Source organism: Dactylosporangium sp. CA-152071, assembly GCF_050936335.1.
Taxonomy (GTDB): Bacteria; Actinomycetota; Actinomycetes; order Mycobacteriales; family Micromonosporaceae; genus Dactylosporangium; species Dactylosporangium maewongense.
Window position 1 is genome coordinate 6514758 of sequence record NZ_JBNJMZ010000001.1, and the last position, 18183, is coordinate 6532940.

16 protein-coding genes are annotated in these 18183 nt (G+C 70.5%); 8 read left to right on the forward strand and 8 right to left on the reverse strand.

Translation table 11 applies throughout. The annotated features are described in order from the left end of the window. The first annotated feature begins 322 nt into the window (after window positions 1-322). Window positions 323-643, forward strand: coding sequence for a YbaB/EbfC family nucleoid-associated protein (locus ACQEVZ_RS29275; protein ID WP_344501458.1), 321 nt, complete (start codon window positions 323-325; stop codon window positions 641-643). A gap of 9 nt (window positions 644-652) precedes the next feature. Next, on the forward strand, window positions 653-1246 hold the full coding sequence (gene recR, locus ACQEVZ_RS29280; RefSeq protein WP_344501310.1) for a recombination mediator RecR: 594 nt from the start codon (window positions 653-655) through the stop codon (window positions 1244-1246). Between the two features lie 6 nt (window positions 1247-1252). On the opposite strand, the gene ACQEVZ_RS29285 is transcribed toward recR, so the two are convergent. The 4 genes from ACQEVZ_RS29285 to ACQEVZ_RS29300 form a co-directional block, all read right to left on the reverse strand. Beyond that, window positions 1253-1816 carry a hypothetical protein gene (locus tag ACQEVZ_RS29285; RefSeq protein ID WP_433377059.1) on the reverse strand — a complete coding sequence of 188 codons (564 nt, stop codon included), beginning with the start codon at window positions 1814-1816 and terminating at the stop codon, window positions 1253-1255. Window positions 1817-1876: 60 nt separating this feature from the next. Continuing rightward, on the reverse strand, window positions 1877-2527 hold the full coding sequence (locus ACQEVZ_RS29290) for an HNH endonuclease family protein (protein ID WP_433377062.1): 651 nt from the start codon (window positions 2525-2527) through the stop codon (window positions 1877-1879). A gap of 405 nt (window positions 2528-2932) precedes the next feature. Further along, a complete protein-coding gene (gene leuA, locus ACQEVZ_RS29295; protein WP_433372322.1) occupies window positions 2933-4639 on the reverse strand; it encodes a 2-isopropylmalate synthase in 1707 nt (568 codons plus the stop codon). A gap of 158 nt (window positions 4640-4797) precedes the next feature. Next, a complete protein-coding gene (locus tag ACQEVZ_RS29300; protein WP_344501313.1) occupies window positions 4798-5601 on the reverse strand; it encodes a hypothetical protein in 804 nt (267 codons plus the stop codon). Between the two features lie 120 nt (window positions 5602-5721). On the opposite strand from ACQEVZ_RS29300, the gene ACQEVZ_RS29305 reads away from it, so the two are divergent. After that, entirely contained in the window at window positions 5722-6987 is a 1266-nt protein-coding gene (locus tag ACQEVZ_RS29305; RefSeq protein WP_433372326.1) for an aspartate kinase, read from the forward strand. An 11-nt stretch (window positions 6988-6998) separates the two neighbouring features. Next, window positions 6999-8060 carry an aspartate-semialdehyde dehydrogenase gene (locus ACQEVZ_RS29310; protein WP_433372329.1) on the forward strand — a complete coding sequence of 354 codons (1062 nt, stop codon included), beginning with the start codon at window positions 6999-7001 and terminating at the stop codon, window positions 8058-8060. Between the two features lie 751 nt (window positions 8061-8811). Here ACQEVZ_RS29310 and ACQEVZ_RS29315 read toward each other — a convergent pair. After that, window positions 8812-10455 carry a DNA repair helicase XPB gene (locus ACQEVZ_RS29315; RefSeq protein WP_344501316.1) on the reverse strand — a complete coding sequence of 548 codons (1644 nt, stop codon included), beginning with the start codon at window positions 10453-10455 and terminating at the stop codon, window positions 8812-8814. A gap of 295 nt (window positions 10456-10750) precedes the next feature. On the opposite strand from ACQEVZ_RS29315, the gene ACQEVZ_RS29320 reads away from it, so the two are divergent. Then, window positions 10751-10945 carry a hypothetical protein gene (locus tag ACQEVZ_RS29320; RefSeq protein WP_344501317.1) on the forward strand — a complete coding sequence of 65 codons (195 nt, stop codon included), beginning with the start codon at window positions 10751-10753 and terminating at the stop codon, window positions 10943-10945. A 44-nt stretch (window positions 10946-10989) separates the two neighbouring features. Continuing rightward, complete coding sequence (locus ACQEVZ_RS29325; protein WP_433372334.1) at window positions 10990-11241, forward strand: hypothetical protein; 252 nt, start codon at window positions 10990-10992, stop codon at window positions 11239-11241. A gap of 249 nt (window positions 11242-11490) precedes the next feature. On the opposite strand, the gene ACQEVZ_RS29330 is transcribed toward ACQEVZ_RS29325, so the two are convergent. Both ACQEVZ_RS29330 and ACQEVZ_RS29335 read right to left on the reverse strand, forming a co-directional pair. Further along, complete coding sequence (locus tag ACQEVZ_RS29330) at window positions 11491-13860, reverse strand: helicase-associated domain-containing protein (RefSeq protein ID WP_344501319.1); 2370 nt, start codon at window positions 13858-13860, stop codon at window positions 11491-11493. A 77-nt stretch (window positions 13861-13937) separates the two neighbouring features. Continuing rightward, a complete protein-coding gene (locus tag ACQEVZ_RS29335; protein ID WP_344501320.1) occupies window positions 13938-15569 on the reverse strand; it encodes a glycosyl hydrolase family 18 protein in 1632 nt (543 codons plus the stop codon). 174 nt (window positions 15570-15743) lie between these two features. Here ACQEVZ_RS29335 and ACQEVZ_RS29340 point away from each other — a divergent pair, with 174 nt between their 5' ends. Continuing rightward, window positions 15744-16343, forward strand: coding sequence for an HAD family hydrolase (locus ACQEVZ_RS29340; protein WP_433372338.1), 600 nt, complete (start codon window positions 15744-15746; stop codon window positions 16341-16343). Between the two features lie 50 nt (window positions 16344-16393). After that, window positions 16394-16792, forward strand: coding sequence for a cold-shock protein (locus ACQEVZ_RS29345; RefSeq protein WP_344501322.1), 399 nt, complete (start codon window positions 16394-16396; stop codon window positions 16790-16792). Window positions 16793-16839: 47 nt separating this feature from the next. Here the strand turns inward: ACQEVZ_RS29345 and ACQEVZ_RS29350 are convergent, their stop codons facing one another. Beyond that, window positions 16840-17658 (reverse strand): 1,4-dihydroxy-6-naphthoate synthase, encoded by an 819-nt coding sequence (locus tag ACQEVZ_RS29350; protein WP_433372340.1) that lies wholly within the window; start codon window positions 17656-17658, stop codon window positions 16840-16842. Window positions 17659-18183 lie beyond the last annotated feature (525 nt).

Consider the following 18183-nt stretch of genomic DNA (forward strand, 5'->3'; position numbering starts at 1 on the left):
AGACCGGCCGGGCCCGCAGGACGACGCGACCGAGGGTCACCGGCCGGGTGGCAGGACAGGCACGGCGGCGGCCCGGCAGGGCGGCACAGCGGCGCGGCGCGGCGGCCGAGGGTCACCCGCCGGATGGCAGGACGGTGCGGCGGCCGAGAAACACCGGCCCAGCGGCACGGCAGGACGGTGCGGCGGCCGAGGGCCACCCGCCGGGCGGCAGGACGGGCGCGGCGGCCGAGGTATACCGGCCGGGCGTGCCAGGGTAAGACCAGCTGAGCAGTGACCGAATATCGAAGAGGAGCAGATCGTGCGCCCCGGTGGACAGCCCAACCTGCAGCAGATGATGAAGCAGGCGCAGAAGATGCAGCAGCAGATGGTCGCCGCGCAGGCCGAGCTGGCCGAGGCCGAGCTGACCGGCACGGCCGGCGGCGGTCTCGTCACGGCGGTCGTGCGTGGGTCCGGGGAGGTCGTCAGCATCAAGATCGACCCGAAGGCGGTCGACCCGGAGGACGTGGAGACGCTCGAGGACCTCGTGGTCGCGGCGCTGCACAACGCCGCGCAGGCCGCGAAGGATCTGACGGAGCAGAAGATGGGACCGCTGACCGCGGGCCTCGGCGGGTTGGGTGGCGGCCTCGGGCTGCCCGGATTCTAACCGCCGCAGATGTACGAAGGTGCCATCCAGGACCTGATCGACGAGTTGGGCAGGCTGCCCGGCGTCGGTCCGAAGAGCGCGCAGCGGATCGCGTTTCACGTGCTGTCGTCCGACCCGTCGGACGTGAAGCGGCTCGCCCAGGCGCTGACGCGGGTGAAGGAGCTCGTGCGCTTCTGCACGCGCTGCTTCAACGTCGCGGAGTCGGACCTGTGCCGGATCTGCCGCGACCCGCGCCGCAGCGACGAGGTGTTCTGCGTCGTGGAAGAGCCGAAGGACGTCGTGGCGATCGAGCGCACCGGCGAGTTCAGGGGCAGGTATCACGTGCTCGGCGGGGCGATCAACCCGCTCGAGGGCGTGGGGCCGGACAACCTGAAGGTCCGCGAGCTGATGATGCGGCTCGCGGACGGCACCTGCAAGGAGCTGATCCTGGCGACCGACCCGAACACCGAGGGTGAGGCCACCGCGACCTACCTGGCGCTGCTGGTGAAGCCGATGGGTCTCACCGTGACCCGGCTCGCCAGTGGCCTGCCGGTCGGCGGCGACCTCGAGTACGCGGACGAGATCACGCTCGGCCGCGCGTTCGAGGGACGGCGGGCGGTCTAGCCCGGGCTAGCCTTCCGGGCGGTTCAGGATGCCGACGGCCACGGCGTGCACGGCGGCGAGGTCGGCGGGGTCGGCGAGGTGGGTCTTGGTGCCGGTCACCACGTACCACTCCTCGGCGTCCTTGTACTGGACACGGACGAGCGCGGCGCCGGTGGCGTCGACCTCGGAGCGCAGGGTCAGCTCGCCGGTGACCACGCCGACCTCGTCGGTCATGACCCCGCCGGGGCCCGCCATGATGTCGGTCGTCAGCGGCGCTGCCCCGCCGCCCGCCTGAGCCGCAGCGGGTGCGGCGGCCGGGTCAGCGCCAGCCGGAGCGGCCCCAGCGGGAGCGGCTCCAGCAGCGGCGTCAGCCGGGGTGGCCCCGGCCGCAGTGGCGTCGGCGGGAGGGGCCGCGGCCGGAGCGGCGCCCGCCGGAGCCGGAGCCGCCGCCGGGGTTGAGGCCGGAGTCGAAGCGGGTGCCGAAGCCGCCGTCGCGGGAGCCGCGGCCGGCGTCGGAGTGCCGGCCGGCGCCGCCGGGGTCGCGGCGGGGGCGGCCGGTGCCTGCGGAGTGCCCGGTGCCGCTCCCGGCACCGGTGCTGCGTCTGCCATCTCGGCCGCCCTTCAGTCGCGCGAAAACCCGGAAAAGAAACCCTACTTGCAGGTCGCGAGCATCTCCGTCAGTGCCGACTTCTCGGCGGCGGTGACGGTCAGCTTGTAGAAGCTCTTCACCGTTACCCAGTCTTGCGCATATGTGCACCAGTAGCCCTTGTTCGGCGGCTTCCACGTCGACGGGTCCTGGTCACCCTTGGAGCGGTTCGACTGGAGACTGACGGCGAACAGCTGCGGGCGCGTCAGGTCGTTGGCGAACTGCTTGCGCTGCTCATCGGTCCACTTGCTGGCACCCGAGCGCCAGCCGGCGGCCAGCGGCACCATGTGGTCGATGTCGAGGGCCTTCGCGTCGGTGAGGGTCTTGTCGTCGTACGGGCTGTACCAGGTCCCCGCCGTGATCTTGCACTCGGCGTCGGCCTTGACGCCCTTGCCGTCGCGCTTGAGCACGACGTCGCGGGTGTCGCAGCCGTCACCCTGGCCGATCCAGTGGGTGAACTTCTCGCGGCTGTACCCGGCCATCGACCCCGCGGCCGCGACGGTGAGCTGATCGAGCGCGGCCGTGGCGTTGGCCGGGTTGCCGGCCGGTGGCTTCGTCGCACCGGCGGTGCCACCGCTGCCGGTCGTTGACGTCGAGCTGGGCGCTGCCGCGCCCGGCGTGGAGGAGACCTCGCAGCTGGCGGCGCCGGTGAGCACCGTTGCTAGCGCGAGGGCGAGGAGGACGGCTTTGCCGTTGGAGGGGCGCACGCCCACCACTGTGCGGCATCGGCGCACGCCGCGCTCGCAGCGCCACGGTGCGATTCCCGACACGAACAGTCGCATATCCCCATGAAACGGGCGGGACCACAGAACGGGACCGGTGTCCCTGTCGCCCGGGACACCGGGTCCCGCAGGATCAGTGGCATGACGACGAAGACCTGGGCAGGACCCACATAGACGGAAAGGCCGGCCCATTGCGGGGGCCGGCCTTTCACCCTGAGCAACCCTGAGTAACCCTGAGCAACCCTGAGCAACCCTGAGCAACCCGAGCAGCCTGAGCAGCCTGAGCAGCTCAGAGCAACCCGAACGATCCCCGGAGGAACTCCGGGATGCGGCGGTGGATCAGCCGCGGTTCGCGGCGCTCAGCACGGCTCGCAACGATGCGGTCACGATGTTGGCGTCGATCCCGACACCCCAGAAGGTCTGCCCGTCGACGGAGCACTCGACGTACGCCGCGGCCTGTGCGCTCTCACCCGCGGTGAGGGCGTGCTCGGCGTAGTCCAGGACCCGCACGTCGACGCCGAAGTCGCCCAGCGCGTGCACGAACGCGTCGATCGGGCCGTTACCCGTGGCCGTGACCGACCGGACGGCGCCGTCGACCGAGACGTCGGCGGTGAGGGTGACCTTGCCGTCGACCGTCGCCGCCTCGTACCCCTGCAGCGCGAACCTCTTGTCGGAGAAGTACTCACCGGAGAAGAAGTCCCACATCGCCTGCGGGCTGACCTCGCCGCCCTCGTCGTCGGTGTGCCGCTGCACGACGCCGGAGAACTCGATCTGCAGCCGGCGCGGCAGGTCCAGGTGGTGCTCGGTCTTCATGACGTAGGCGACGCCGCCCTTGCCGGACTGCGAGTTGACCCGGATGACCGCCTCGTAGGAGCGGCCGACGTCCTTCGGGTCGATGGGCAGGTAGGGAACGCCCCACGTGAAGCGGTCGACCTCGACGCCCGCGGTCGCGGCGTCGCGGTGCAGCGCGTCGAAGCCCTTCTTGATCGCGTCCTGGTGGGAGCCGGAGAAGGCCGTGTAGACCAGGTCGCCGGCGTACGGGTGGCGCTCGTGCACGGGCAGCTGGTTGCAGTACTCGACGGTCCGCTTGATCTCGTCGATGTTCGAGAAGTCGATCTGCGGGTCGATGCCCTGGGAGAACAGGTTCAGCCCCAGGGTGACCAGGTCGACGTTGCCGGTGCGCTCACCGTTGCCGAAGAGGCAGCCCTCGACCCGGTCGGCGCCGGCCAGCAGGCCCAGCTCGGCGGCGGCGACGGCGGTGCCGCGGTCGTTGTGCGGGTGCAGCGACAGCACGACCGACTCGCGCCGCGGCAGGTTGCGCGACATCCACTCGATGGAGTCCGCGTAGACGTTGGGGGTCGCCATCTCCACCGTCGCCGGCAGGTTGACGATCAGCGGCCGGTCGGGGGTCGGCTGCAGCACGTCGATGACGGCGCTGCAGACCTCCAACGCGTAGTCCAGCTCGGTCCCGGTGTACGACTCCGGCGAGTACTCGTAGTAGATCTCGGTGTCGGGCGTGATCGCCTCGGCGTACTTCTGGCACAGCCGCGCCGCGCTCGTCGCGATGTCGGTGATCCCGGCCTTGTCCAGGCCGAACACGACCCGCCGCTGCAGCGTCGAGGTCGAGTTGTAGAAGTGCACGATCGCCCGCTTCGCGCCGCGCAGCGACTCGAACGTCCGCTCGATCAGCGTGTCGCGGCACTGGGTCAGGACCTGGATCGTGACGTCCTCGGGGATCAGGTCCTGCTCGATCAGCGTCCGCACGAAGTCGAAGTCGGTCTGCGACGCCGCCGGGAAACCTACCTCGATCTCCTTGTAGCCCATGCGGACCAGCAGCGCGAACATGCGGCGCTTGCGCTCCACGGACATCGGGTCGATCAGCGCCTGGTTGCCGTCGCGCAGGTCGACCGCGCACCAGCGGGGCGCCACGGTGACCTCACGGGAGGGCCACTGACGATCGGTCAGCGGGACCGGGAACTGTTCACTGAACGGCCGGTAGCGCTCGACGGGCATCCGGCTGCTGGTCTGATTGGCGATCTCGGACATGGCTCAATGCTCCTGGAAAGGTGGTCGGGACCAAGAAGGGTCGACCGGCAGGAGCGCAGACGCGACTCAACCCCGCGACGAGGTGCCGGCCTGTCGGGCCTCGTCGCGGCGACGAAGAAGGAGAACCGTCTGCCACATGTCGAGCGCCAGCGTACCACTCAACGGGAGCGCGAGATCGACGGTGCGGCCGATGGTGACGAAGACGACGGCTTCGGCGGGGGCGGCGCCGACGTGCCCAGCGGAGGGACCGTGACGACCGGTCCTGGCAGGGTGATCGTGTCGGGGGCCGGCGCGGGCTCCCCGGTCAGCATGAGCTGGCCGAGCGGGATCCTGGCGGCCGCGAGGATGCCCTTGTCGTTGTAACAGAACACACCGGCGTCGATCGGCGGCTGTACGGCGGTGACGCCCGGCTCGACGGCGAAGCACGGCGCCGACGTGCCGGCCAGCGGCTCGGCCGGCGACACCGCGAGCGGGACCTGCCGGTCCAGGAGCACGTCCAGCCAGGCGATGAAGACGTACTGCAGCCTCGGGTCGATCGAGACGGGCAGCTTCTTGTTGGTGGCGCCGACCCTCACGCAGCCGGTCGGGGGGTTGATCGCGCACTGGTAGACGCCCTCGGGCCGGTTGGCGATCGCGACGTCCGCCGTCCCGCCGAGCGCGCCACCCTGGATGTCGACCCGCCAGGTGCGGTCCTTGGCGACCGTGACCAGCACCGATCGGGGCGCCTTGCCCTGCACGACGAGGGTGTACGCGGCGACGTACCGCTGGTCCTTGGCGACCGCGACCCGGGCGGCGAGCATGCCGCGGGGGTCTGGCTGCGCGGGCACCCCGGTCGCCGGATCCGACGGCGCATCGACCGGCGCGCCGCCGCCGCAGGCGGTCAGCAGCAGCCCGGTGACCGCGGCGAGCGCCGTGCCGGTGGTCACAGTGATCGCGGATACCCGGCCTCTACGTGCGCGCACGTGCGTATTCTCGCCTGTCGTGCGGCCGGATCGTGGGAACGCCACTCCCGGGGGATACCCGGCGCCGGTACGCTCGGCTGCGTCAACATCGCCCGTACGGGTGGAAAGGAGCTCGACGGCGTGGCGCTGATCGTGCAGAAGTACGGCGGGTCGTCCGTCGCCAACGCCGAGCGCATCAAGCGCGTCGCCGAGCGGATCGTCGACACGCGGAAAGCCGGCAACGAGGTCGTCGTGGTCGTCTCGGCCATGGGCGACACGACCGACGAGCTGCTCGACCTCGCGTCGCAGGTCAGCCCGGTCCCCGCCGGGCGGGAGCTGGACATGCTGCTCACCGCCGGTGAGCGGATCTCCATGGCGCTGCTCGCGATGGCCATCAACAACCTCGGATACGAGGCAAGGTCGTACACCGGCAGCCAGGCGGGCGTGATCACCACGTCGACGCACGGCCGGGCCCGCATCATCGACGTGACGCCGGGTCGCCTCCGCGGCGCGCTCGACGAGGGTGCGATCGCCATCGTCGCCGGGTTCCAGGGTGTGTCGCAGGACACCAAGGACATCACCACGCTCGGCCGGGGCGGCTCGGACACCACCGCCGTCGCGCTCGCCGCGGCGCTGCGCTCGGACGTGTGCGAGATCTACACCGACGTCGACGGGATCTTCACCGCCGACCCGCGGGTGGCGAAGAACGCAAGACACATCAAGCAGATCACGTACGAGGAGATGCTCGAGCTGGCCGCCTGCGGCGCGAAGGTGCTGCACCTGCGCAGCGTCGAATACGCGCGGCGGTTCAACCTGCCGATCCACGTCCGCTCGTCATACTCGACCGCCAACGGCACCATGGTCACCGGATCGATAGAGGACCTTTCTGTGGAGCAAGCACTCATCACCGGCGTCGCGCACGACCGCAGCGAAGCGAAGATCACCATCGTCGGCGTGCCCGACCAGCCTGGTGTCGCCGCGCGGATCTTCCAGACGGTCGCCGCCGCGGAGACCAACATCGACATGATCGTGCAGAACGTGTCGACCGAGGGCACCGGCCGCACCGACATCTCCTTCACGCTGCCGAAGACCGACGGCGCCACCGCCAAGGCCGCGCTCGAGCGCGTCAAGGCGACCGTCGACTTCCGCGAGATCCTGTTCGACGACCACGTCGGCAAGGTCTCCCTCATCGGCGCCGGCATGCGCTCCAACCCGGGCGTCGCGGCCAAGCTCTTCGCCGCCCTCGCCGAGGCCGGCGTCAACATCGAGATGATCTCCACCTCGGAGATCCGGGTGTCCGTCGTCTGCCGCGACACCGACCTCGACGTGGCCGTCCGTGCCATTCACGACGCCTTCGAGCTGGGCGGGTCCGAGGAAGCCGTGGTTTATGCGGGGTCCGGACGGTAGGTTCGCTCTTTATGGGCGCGCTACCAACGCTGGCCGTCGTCGGTGCGACCGGCGCCGTCGGCACCGTCATGTGTGAGCTGCTCTCCTCCCGCAAGAACATGTGGGGGGAGATCCGCCTCGTCGCCTCCAAACGCTCCGCCGGCCGCACCCTGGTCGTGCGGGGCGAGGAGGTCGTCGTCCAGGAGCTGTCCGGCGACGTCTTCGCCGGCGTCGACGTGGCGATGTTCGACGTCCCCGACGAGGTCTCCGCCGAATGGGCCCCGGTCGCGGTCTCCTACGGCGCGATCGCGGTCGACAACTCCGGCGCGTTCCGCATGGATCCCGACGTCCCGCTGGTCGTACCGGAGATCAACCCCGAACAGTCCCGCAATCGCCCCAAGGGCATCATCGCCAACGCCAACTGCACCACCCTCGCGATGATCGTGGCGCTCGCCCCCCTGCACCGCGAATACGGGCTCAAGGAGCTGGTCCTGGCGTCCTACCAGGCGGTCTCCGGCGCCGGCAAGGACGGCGTCGACACCCTGCTCAGCCAGCTCGAACGCGTCAGCGGCGACCGCAGCCTCGGCTCCCGCTCCGGCAACGTCCGCCAGGCCGTCGGCGACGACCTGGGCCCCTTTCCGGCCCCGCTCGCGCTCAACGTCGTCCCGTGGACCGGCTCCCTCCGCGACGCCGGCTGGTCGTCCGAAGAGCTCAAGATGCGCAACGAGTCCCGCAAGATTCTCGGCCTGCCCGACCTGAAAGTCTCCGCCACCTGCGTCCGCGTCCCCGTCGTCACCGGCCACTCCGTCGCCGTCCACGCCGTCTTCGGCGTCGAGGTGGACGCCGAAGGCGCCCGCGAGGTCCTCCGCCACGCCCCCGGCGTGATCCTCGTGGACGACCCCGCCGCTGGCGAGTTCCCCATGCCGATCGACGCCGTGGGCACCGACCCGTCCTGGGTCGGCCGCATCCGCCGCTCGATCGACGACCCGCGCGCCCTGGACCTCTTCGTCACCGGCGACAACCTCCGCAAGGGCGCCGCCCTCAACACTGCCCAGATCGCCGAGCTCCTCTCCAAAGAGCTCCAGGCGCTGTAATGCTGTAATGCTGTAATCCCCCACCGCTGCCGCGGCGGGGCCCGGCGGGGATTCTCACCCGCACCCCAATGCGCCGCTTCGCGACGCACTGCCCGCGCTGAGGCGCGAGGCAGAGCAAGCGGCGCATGCGCGCCGCATCCATCCGGTGGTCGCCCTCCGCAGTGGCTGGGTGGGGTGCTCCTCATGACTCCGTGTGGCTCTGATGGCTGGTTCGACGTGGTCCGCCCGATCCGACGTGGTCCGCCCGATCCGACGTGGTCCGGTCGGTCCGACTTTGGTCCTCCTGTCTTGCCGGTTCGACCTGGTCCGGCCTGGTCCGACCGGTCCGGCCTGGTCCGACCGGTCCGGCCTGGTCCGACCGGTCCGGCCTGGTCCGACCGGTCCGGCCTGGTCCGGGATCGAGTCGGCTGTCAAGGCACTCGCCGTCGGCGGTGAGCCGGTTGGGCGTGCCAGCTCGAGCGCATCGCCCTCAGTTCGAGTGCCCGACGCAGGCCGGCGCGGACCTGGTTCAGCGGTGCAGCCTGCAACCGCCGCCCGACCCGGTCCGACCAGCCAGGGCAGTTCGAGCCGAGCCGCCGCAGACCAGCCCCCGCAGACCAGCCCCCGCAGACCAGCCGCCGCAGACCAGGCCCCACGGGCCAGGCCGCCGCGAGGCCGGTGGGGTGGAGTCGGATTCGGAGCGGAGCTTGGGTCGTGTGGTCTACCGCCCGGAGTTGCGAGTGGTCGGACTCCGGGCGGTAGCGGCTGCGGTCTACGGGGCTAAGACGTCGTCGGCGTCGGTGATGGTGTACGCGTAGCCCTGTTCGGCCAGGAAGCGCTGCCGGTGGGCGGCATACTCGGTGTCGATCGTGTCGCGGGCGACGACCGTGTAGAAGTGGGCCTGACGCTTGTCGGCCTTGGGGCGCAGGACCCGGCCGAGGCGTTGGGCTTCTTCCTGGCGGGAGCCGAAGCTGCCCGAGACCTGGATCGCCACGGCGGCTTCGGGCAGGTCGATCGAGAAGTTGCCGACGCGGGAGATGACCAGGGTCTTGAGCTCGCCGGTGCGGAACGCGTCGAAGAGGCGCTCGCGCTCTTTGTTGGTGGTCGAACCCTGCACGATCGGTGCGTCCAGGAACTCGCCCAGCTGGTGCAGCTGGTCGATGTAGCCGCCGATGACCAGGATCTGCTCGTCCTTGTGGCGGTCGACGAGGGCGCGGACCACAGGCAGCTTGGTGCGGGCGGTGGCGGCGACCCGGTAGCGCTCCTCGGGCTCGGCGACCGCATAGGCCATCCGCTCGGCGTCGGTCAGCGTGACGCGGACCTCGACACACTCAGCCGGGGCGATCCAGCCCTGCGCCTCGATGTCCTTCCACGGTGCGTCGTAACGCTTCGGGCCGATCAGCGAGAACACGTCGCCCTCCCGGCCGTCCTCGCGGACCAGGGTCGCGGTCAGGCCGAGGCGGCGCCTGGCCTGCAGGTCGGCGGTGAACCGGAAGATCGGGGCGGGCAGCAGGTGGACCTCGTCATAGACGATGAGGCCCCAGTCGCGGGCGCCGAAAAGGTCCAGGTGCGGGAACACGCCGCCCCGGCGGGTGGTCAACACCTGATACGTGGCGATCGTGACCGGGCGGATCTCCTTGCGCTCGCCGGAGTATTCGCCGATCTCCTCCTCCGTCAGGCTGGTCCGGGCGATCAGCTCGCGCTTCCACTGCCGGCCGGCGACCGTGTTGGTGACCAGGATCAGGGTGGTGGCTTTGGCCTCGGCCATCGCGGCCGCGCCGACAAGCGTCTTGCCGGCGCCGCAGGGAAGGACGACGACGCCGGAGCCGCCGGCCCAGAACGAGTCGACCGCCTCGCGCTGGTAGGAGCGCAGGACCCAGCCGTCCTCGGCCAGGTCGATCTGGTGGGCCTCGCCGTCGACATAGCCCGCGAGGTCTTCCGCCGGCCAGCCCAGCTTCAGCAGCGCCTGCTTGAGCCGCCCACGCTCGGACGCGTGCACGATGAGCGTGTCGGCGTCGATGTTGGCGCCGAGCATGCCGGCGAGCTTCTTGCTCTTCGCGACCTCGATCAGCACCGCCCGGTCCAGCCCGTGCAGGACGAGGCCGTGCACGGGGTCGTTGAGCAGCTGGAGCCGGCCATAGCGGTCCATCGTCTCGGCGATGTCGACGAGCAGCGCGTGCGGCACCGGATAGCGGGAGAACCGCAGCAGCGCGTCGACGACCCCCTCAGCGTCGTGCCCGGCGGCACGCGCATTCCACAGGCCGAGCGGCGTCAGGCGATAGGTGTGCACGTGCTCCGGCGAGCGCTCCAGCTCGGCGAACGGCGCGATCGCCATCCGGCACGCGAGCGCGTCGGGGTGGTCGACCTCAAGCAGCAGGGTCTTGTCGGACTGGACGATCAGTGGACCTTCGGGCACGGCACCAGTGTCGCATGCACCTCTGACAGTTCCCGATATGTGGGAGGATTGGAAATGCTGCAACCATCCGGGGGTCGAATCGCGTCTGTGCTTGTGACGGCCACGCGATGGATGCGATCAGATTCGCCTCCATCGCTTGTCTTGTCACTGCAGTGCCCGCAAGTCGGTGGTGGAGCCGGACGTCCGCGTTCGGATCGGAAGATGGCGGTGTGGTCGCGGGGGCTGGCGACCGCTGCCTTCCGATCATTGATCGGGGGTGGGCGCGGCGTCCGCTCCACCTCCTAGACTGGTCGGTGTGGGCCGGCGGTTGGGTGACAAGGCTGCCCTGACGTTCGGCGGGTTCGCCGCAGCGGCGGTGGCCGTCGGCTGGTTCCTGCTGTCCTCCCAGGTGGCGCACACCGACGTGGCGACCGCTGTCAGCGAGTCGCTCGGCGCGATCCTCGTCCTCCTGCTCGTCGTCTCGGTGATCGGCTCCATCCGTCGCGGCTGATTTCGGACCGTGACAGTGGGCGATGAGTCGGTACGCTGTGGAAGGTGACCGACCTGGAGGGCACGCAAGCATCGTCCGTCGACGATGCCGCCCGGTCCGGCTTCTCCTTGTTGGCGTTGCTCGGCGTCGGCGCGGTCAGCGCGCTGGGCCTGACGTGGTTCCTCGTCTCGTGGCTCGTGCTCGGCAGCCCGCTCACCGACGCGATCGGCGAGACGGTCGGCAGCCTGGCCGCGATCCTGCTGGTCGTCTCCATCATCGGCGCCGCCCGCGCATCGGACCCCACAGGCCGCGGCTGACGCCCCACACCCACCGGCGAGCTGATCGCTATCCGCCATGACAGGCCGCACCGCCGGTAGGTGCCGTACTCACACGCGCACTACGCCGCGCCGGGCGACGACCTCACCGACGGGGAATGTTGGCGTCGCGGGGCTGGTGGGCGGGTCATGGCAGCGGCCGACCGGGTGCTTGTCGCGACCGCGAGGTCGCGTCGTGGCCTTGGCCGGGTGGATCGCGGAGGTGGCCCGGCCGGAGCCATGAAAGACCAGCTATGCGGGGCCCTCTTCGGGTGCGGCGGCGGTGATTCGGTGGAGGGCGAACGTGTGCAGCATCTCGGTCCGCTCGTCCTCGGCGCGCAGGTAGCCGCCGCCCATGGAGACGGGCCTGACCAGGCGGGACGCGGTGGCGCCGTGGGAGTCGACATAGCCGACCCAGACGCGGGTCTTGTCGCGCAGCGCCTGCTGGAGGATCTCCAGCGCCTCGGTGTGGGACGACGTGCTGGAGCCGTTGGCGCGGACGGTCACGGGGGCGCGGCGGGCGACCCTGGCGGCGGCGTCGCCCTTGCGGATCTGCTCGATGACGCCGGCGAGGCGGGGGCTGGAGAGGCGGGCCGCGGCGGCCGGGTCCTCGATGCCGCGGTGTGCCCAGCTGGGGCGGGGTGGGCCGCGGCGGGCCTTCGGGCGGGTGAGGACGGCGGCGCCGGTCGAGTCTTCCTGGACGGGCGGGTAGCCGGCGTCGCGGAGGGCCTCCAGCAGCCTCGCGGGGGTGTGGCGGCTGGCGAGGACGGTCGGTGCGAGGCGGCGCAGCGTCAGCGGCTGGAGGCGGCGGTCGGCGAGAACCTCGGCGATCAGGGACTCGTCGTCGCTGCGGACATAGGAGTTGGCGGAGCCGATGCGCATGCCGCCGTGGCGGCGGGCCATGTCGTCGATGAGATAGGTGAGCGTCTGCGGGACGGGGGTGCGGGACCGGCGGGCGAGGAGGGCGTGCAGGTCGGCGGCGCTGTAACCGGCGTCGAGGCTGCGGCGGACCGAGTCGGCGGTGATGCGGAAGACGCTGGCGGACTCCTGCACGCCGAGGAGCTCCAGCTCGCCGGCGAGGGTCGGCTCGGGTGGGCCGGGGACGATGACGGACAGGTCGGCCTGCAGCAGGACGTGGTCGACCGGGGCGGGCAGGAGCGTGTCGAGCAGGGCGGCGGAGCCGGTGAGGGCGGTGCCGTCAGGGGCGTTGAGGCCGAGCGGGTCGTCGGTGTCGACGCTGCCCGACGTGACCTCGTCGAGGAGGAGCCGGCCATAGCCGGTGAGGCCGTCATAGCCGATCAGGCCGAGGAGGGCGGCCTCGGCGAGATTGGCCTCCACCACCGCGGCGGCGCCGCGGGAGACCCGGCGCGGGGTGCGCCACGACAGCAGGTCGACCACGTCGGACGGGGCGATGGTGGCGCCGGGCGGCAGCTCGGCCAGGACCTGCAGCGCGGCGCGGCGCTGGGCGGGTGCGCCGGGGCGGGACAGCTCGGGCGCCAGCGCGTTGAACGGGCGGTCGCGGTCGTCCCGCTGGCCGATCAGCGACGGGGCGCGGGTCATCGTCAGCCAGGTGACGGCGACGCGGTGCCAGCGGGCGGCGATTCCGCACGCCCGCCACACGTCATAGGCGACGGTCGGCAGGAAGACGCTCTCGACCCGCTTGTTGTCGATGATCTCCTCGCCGAGAAGCCCGGCGGCGGCGGCGATCTCGATCATGAGGGCGGTGGCCTGCTCGTCGACGCCGACGAGCTTGGCGAAGCGGCGCAGCTCGCGCACGCCCATGCCGCCGGACCGCAGCACCGACGGCGGGTCGGCGTTGACCGCCTCGATCAGCGTCTCGAGATTGCGCACCAGCTCCAGGACCTGGCCCGCGCCGGCGCGGTCGAGCTGGGCGGCGTCGCGGGTCGGCGTGTCGACCTGTGGCGGGTCGGGGTGCAGCTGGCCGAGCGGGCCGCCGTCGCGGCGCAGCACGAGCGACACCTCGACGGGCAGCTCGACGGCGTCGCGGCTGACGGCGACCAGCAGGTGCTGCTCGACCAGCCAGCGGACGGGGGAGTCGGGGTCGGAGCGCAGGCTGGCCGGGGTGACGGTGCCGACGGGCGGGCCGGCGGCGAGCCGGTCGAGCACCGCGCGGGCGGCGGGTGGCGCGGCGAGCAGCGTGCGGCGCAGCCTCGCGGCGTCGGCGACCAGGGCGCCGGCGAGCGGGTCGAGCTCGGCGGCGGGCCGGCCGAGCCCCGCCGGATAAGGCGAACAGACCTCGTCGACGGCGCCGACGATGCGCAGCGCGCTGTCGTGCCCGAAGACGATGCCGTGCTGCAGGAGCAGGTCGATCGCGCCCCGCACCCTCGCCGCCTCGACGCCGGACGCCGCGGTGAGCGCCAGGACCGTCTCGGTGGACGTGGTGTGGCCGATGCGTGTGTACCGCAGTGCGTCGAGGATCTCGAGGGTGAACGTGTCGAGCCCGTCGAGCGCCCGGGCCACCGCCACCCGCGACTGGGCGCGGTGCGCCAGCGCCGAGAAGTCCGACGGCGGGGGGATGACCAGGTCCGGGCGCAACCGGATGAGCGCCATCAGCCCGTCGTCGGGCAGGGCGCGGAAGTGGTCTGCGAGCGAGGTAGTCATCTCACCTCATACGCTAACCGCCCCGTATGACAAAAGAGGGCGGGGCCGACGGCCCCGCCCTCTTTCGAAGGGGGTTGTTACTTCAGACCGTTGCTCACCGCGGTGATCAGTTCACCGTTGGTGGTGTCGCCCGAGAGCTCCCAGAAGAAGGAGCCGCCGAGGCCCTGCTGCTTGGCGTAGCTCATCTTGCCGGCGATGGTGGCCGGGGTGTCGTAGCTCCACCAGTTGCTGCCGCACTTGGCGTACGCGGTGCCGCCGACGGTGCCGGTGGCCGGGCAGGTGTTCTTGAGGACCTTGTAGTCCTCGATGCCCGTCTCGTACGTGCCGGGTGCGCCGCCGGTCGCCGTGCCGCCGGGCGCGGTCTGGGTGACGCCGGTCCAGCCACGGCCGTAGAAGCCGATGCCGAGCAGCAGCTTGTTGGACGGGACACCCTTCGCCTTGAGCTTGGCGATCGCGGCCTCGGAGCAGAAGCCGGCCTGCGGGATGCCCGAGTAGCAGCTCAGCGGCGAGTGCGGGGCGGTCGGGCCCTGCGCGGCGAACGCACCGAAGTAGTCGTAGGTCATCGGCATGAACCAGTCGAGGTTGCCGACCGCACCGGCGTAGTCCGCCGCGTCGATCTTGCCGCCGTTGCTGCCGTCAGCCGTGATGGCCGCGGTGACCAGCTTGCTGGTGCCGAACTTGGCGCGCAGCGCCGAGATCACGTTCTTGAACGCAGCCGGGCCGCTCGCGTCGCACTGCAGGCCACAGGCGTTCGGGTACTCCCAGTCGATGTCGATGCCGTCGAAGACACCGGCCCAGCGCGGGTCGTTGACCAGGTTGTAGCAGGAGTTCGCGAACGCGGTCGGGTTGGCGGCGGCCTGGGTGAAGCCGGCCGACCAGGTCCAACCACCGAAGGACCAGATCACCTTCAGGTGCGGGTACTTCGCCTTGAGCTTCTTGAGCTGGTTGAAGCTGCCGCGCAGCGGCTGGTCCCAGGTGTCCGCGACGCCGTCGACCGAGTCGGCCGCCGTGTACGCCTTGTCGTAGTCGGCGTAGCTGTCACCGATGGAGCACTGGCCGCCGGTGGTGTTGCCGAACGCGTAGAGGATGTGCGTCAGCTTCGCCGCCGAGCCGCTCGTGTCGATGTTCTTCACGTGGTAGTTGCGGCCGTAGACGCCCCACTCCGCGAAGTAGCCGACGACCTTCTGGCCGCTCGGGGGGTTCGTGGTCGGCGGGTTGGAGGTCGGGGGGTTCGAGGTGGGTGGGTTCGACGTCGGCGGCTTGGAGGTCGGCGGCGTCGTGGTCGGCGGGTTGGTGGTGGGGGTGCCACCGCTACAGGTCACGCCGTTGATCTTGCAGTTGGTCGGCGGCTTCGCACCGCTGCCGTTCATGCCCCAGCTGAAGCTGGCGCCGGCGGCGAGCGACGAGGCCCACGACTTGTTCTTCGCCACGTAGTGCTGGCCGGTGCGCACGACGTCGGCGTCCCAGAAGCTGGTGATCTGACCGCCCGTGGGCAGGTCGAACTCGAGAGTCCATCCGTTGATGGCGCTTGAGGTGCCGTTGGTGATCTTGTACGTGGCGCCCCAGCCGCTGCCCCAGTCCTGGTCGACCGTGAACGTTGCGCTGAGGTTGCCGGCGGCGTTGGCGGTGGTGGTGACGATTGGGACGACGGCCCCGGCCACTGCCAGCGCGGCGGCGACGATGAGGCCGTTGCGGACGGATCGTTTCATCGCGTCTCCTGGATGATCCTTTAGGAAACTTTCCTAAAAGTATTGGAGACGTTAGTGGCCGAAGTCTCACCTCGTCAACTGGTGACCGGTGGGTATTTCGATGGCTTACCTATCGTGACCTGGGCATCCTTAAGGGTGTCTCAACAACCGGTTGTCATTGGCTTTGACCTTGACATGACGCTCCTCGACACTCGGCCAGGAATCGCGGCTGCGTATCGCGCCCTCACAGCGCGTACTGGCGTCCATGTCGACGCCGATCTGGCGGTGTCCCGTCTCGGACCACCGCTCAGGACGGAACTATCCGAATGGTTCCCTCCTGAGTCGGTCGAGGAGGCTGTCGTTATTTATCGGAGTTTGTACGAGCATCACGCGATCGCTCCGGCGTTGGTGCTGCCCGGTGTCCTGGCCGCCCTTGCGGTGGTGCGTGCGGCCGGAGGCCGGATCGTGGTGATCACGTCGAAGCTCGGCAGGCTCGCTTCACTGCATCTCGCGCATCTGGACATTCCGGTCGACGAGGTGCATGGCGACGTCTTCGCCGCGGAGAAGTCGACGGTACTGAAGGCGGTGGGCGCGACGGCGTACGTCGGGGATCACGTCGCCGACATGCAGGCCGGAGTCCTGGCCGGCGTGCCCGTCCTGGGTGTCACCACCGGACCCTGCTCGGCCGCGGAGCTGCAGGCCGCGGGCGCGACGGTCGTGGCCGCCGACCTGCACGCGTTCCCCTCGTTTCTCAAGGGCGTGATCTCGGTTGGCCGTCCGCCAAGCGGTGACTAGCCTTGAGGTGTTGTGGGTGGGACGGGTCAATCACTGGGGAGCAGGACAGCGTGCCGACGGGTCGAGTGAAGTGGTACGACCAGGAGAAGGGTTTCGGGTTCCTCACCAGCGATGACGGCGGCGACGTCTTCGTGCACAAGGCGGCGCTGCCGACCGGTGCGGGTGAGTTGAAGACCGGCCAGCGGGTCGAGTTCGGGGTGGTTGACAGCCGTAAGGGCGCTCAGGCGATGCACGTCAAGTTCGTCGATGCGCCGCCCTCCGTGACCGAGGCCCGCGCTGTCGCCAGCCGCCGCCAGCCGGACGAGTTGCACGGCCTGATCGAGGACATGATCAAGGTCCTCGAGGCGAAGATCCAGCCTGACCTGCGGCGGGGGCGCTACCCCGACCGCAAGATCGCGAAGACCGTCGCCGAGGCGGTCCACCTCGTGGCGCGGGAGCTGGAAGTCTAGGTTTTCTGTTGCTCGTCTGGGTTGCTGTTGCTTGCTCAGTGCTTTGTTCAGGCGCCGACGAGGGGTGTGGCTGGGACCAGCCCCTCGGCGGCGGCCCTGGTCAGCAGGGCGTCGACCGCTGCGTGGCCGTCCGGGCCGAGCGACGAGGTGAACTCGTTGACGTACAGGTTGATGTGCTGGTCGACGACCGGCTGCTCCATCTCCTGGGCGTGCGCCAGCACGTAGTCACGGCTGCGGGACGGGTCGGCCCACGCCTGCCGGACCGACTCCTTGATCCACGCGGTCGCCTGCTCCGGGTCGACGCGGTCGCGGTGCGCGATGATCGCCCCGAGCGGGATCGGCAGCCCCGTGTCACCCTCCCACCACTCGCCGAGGTCGGCGAGCGCGTGCAGGCCGTGCCGCTGGAACGTGAACCGCGCCTCGTGGATCACCAGTCCCGCGTCGAACTGCCCCTTGGCCACCGCCGGCATGATCTCCGCGAACGGCACGATCTCCACGCTCTTCGGCGGCGCCCCGGCCGACCACAGGCGCATCAGCAGATACGCGGTGGTGCGGTCACCCGGCACCGCCACCGTCCTGCCCTCCAGGCTGGTGATCGCCTGGTCCTTCACCAGCACCAGCGGCCCGCACCCCCGGCCGAGCGCCCCGCCGCACGGCAGCAGCGTGTACTTGTCGAGCAGCCACGGCAGCGCCGCATAGCTGACCTTGACCAGGTCGAACGCACCCTGCTCGGCAGCGGTGTTGGTGACGTCGACATCGGCGAACGTCACGTCGAACGCGGGCGCCCCCGGCACCAGCCCATGCGCGAGCGCATGGAAGACGAACGTGTCGTTGGGGCACGGCGAGAATGCGAGCGAGAGCGTCACAACCCCGAATCTAACGCCGTTCGCCGCCACCGCACGACGAGTCGCGAAACGCCCAGTGTGACCCTTACTACGCAGTCGACACCCGTGAATCCCGCCCTGTGTCCGGGGCGAGGATCTCTGCCAGAGTCCGTGCTGCTCGCCGACCACCCAGTCAATGGCGTGCCAGGCGGCGCCGCGCTGGGGCCGACACGGCTCGGCGTCCTCAATCACCTGGGGCGCCGAGTGGGCGACATCACCCGGCGCCCGCCGAGGCCGGCCACGGTCACGGGTGACGCGCAGTGATCTGAAGATGGCGGATCCAGGCAGCAGGGGTGTGGGCCGTCAAGGCATGGGCGATCTCTCCGGCAGTTGCGGGGTCGGTCTTGTACTGGTGGCGGAGGGTCTGGCTGTGCGGGAGGCGATGCCCGGCTGCGCTGGTGGCGACGACGGTTGGCTGTCGTCGCGTCAGGCCCTGGTGGCAAGGGCTCTGGCCGTGCGGTGGCGGCGGAGGCTGGCCGCCGTCGACTCAGGCCCGAGGACTTGCGG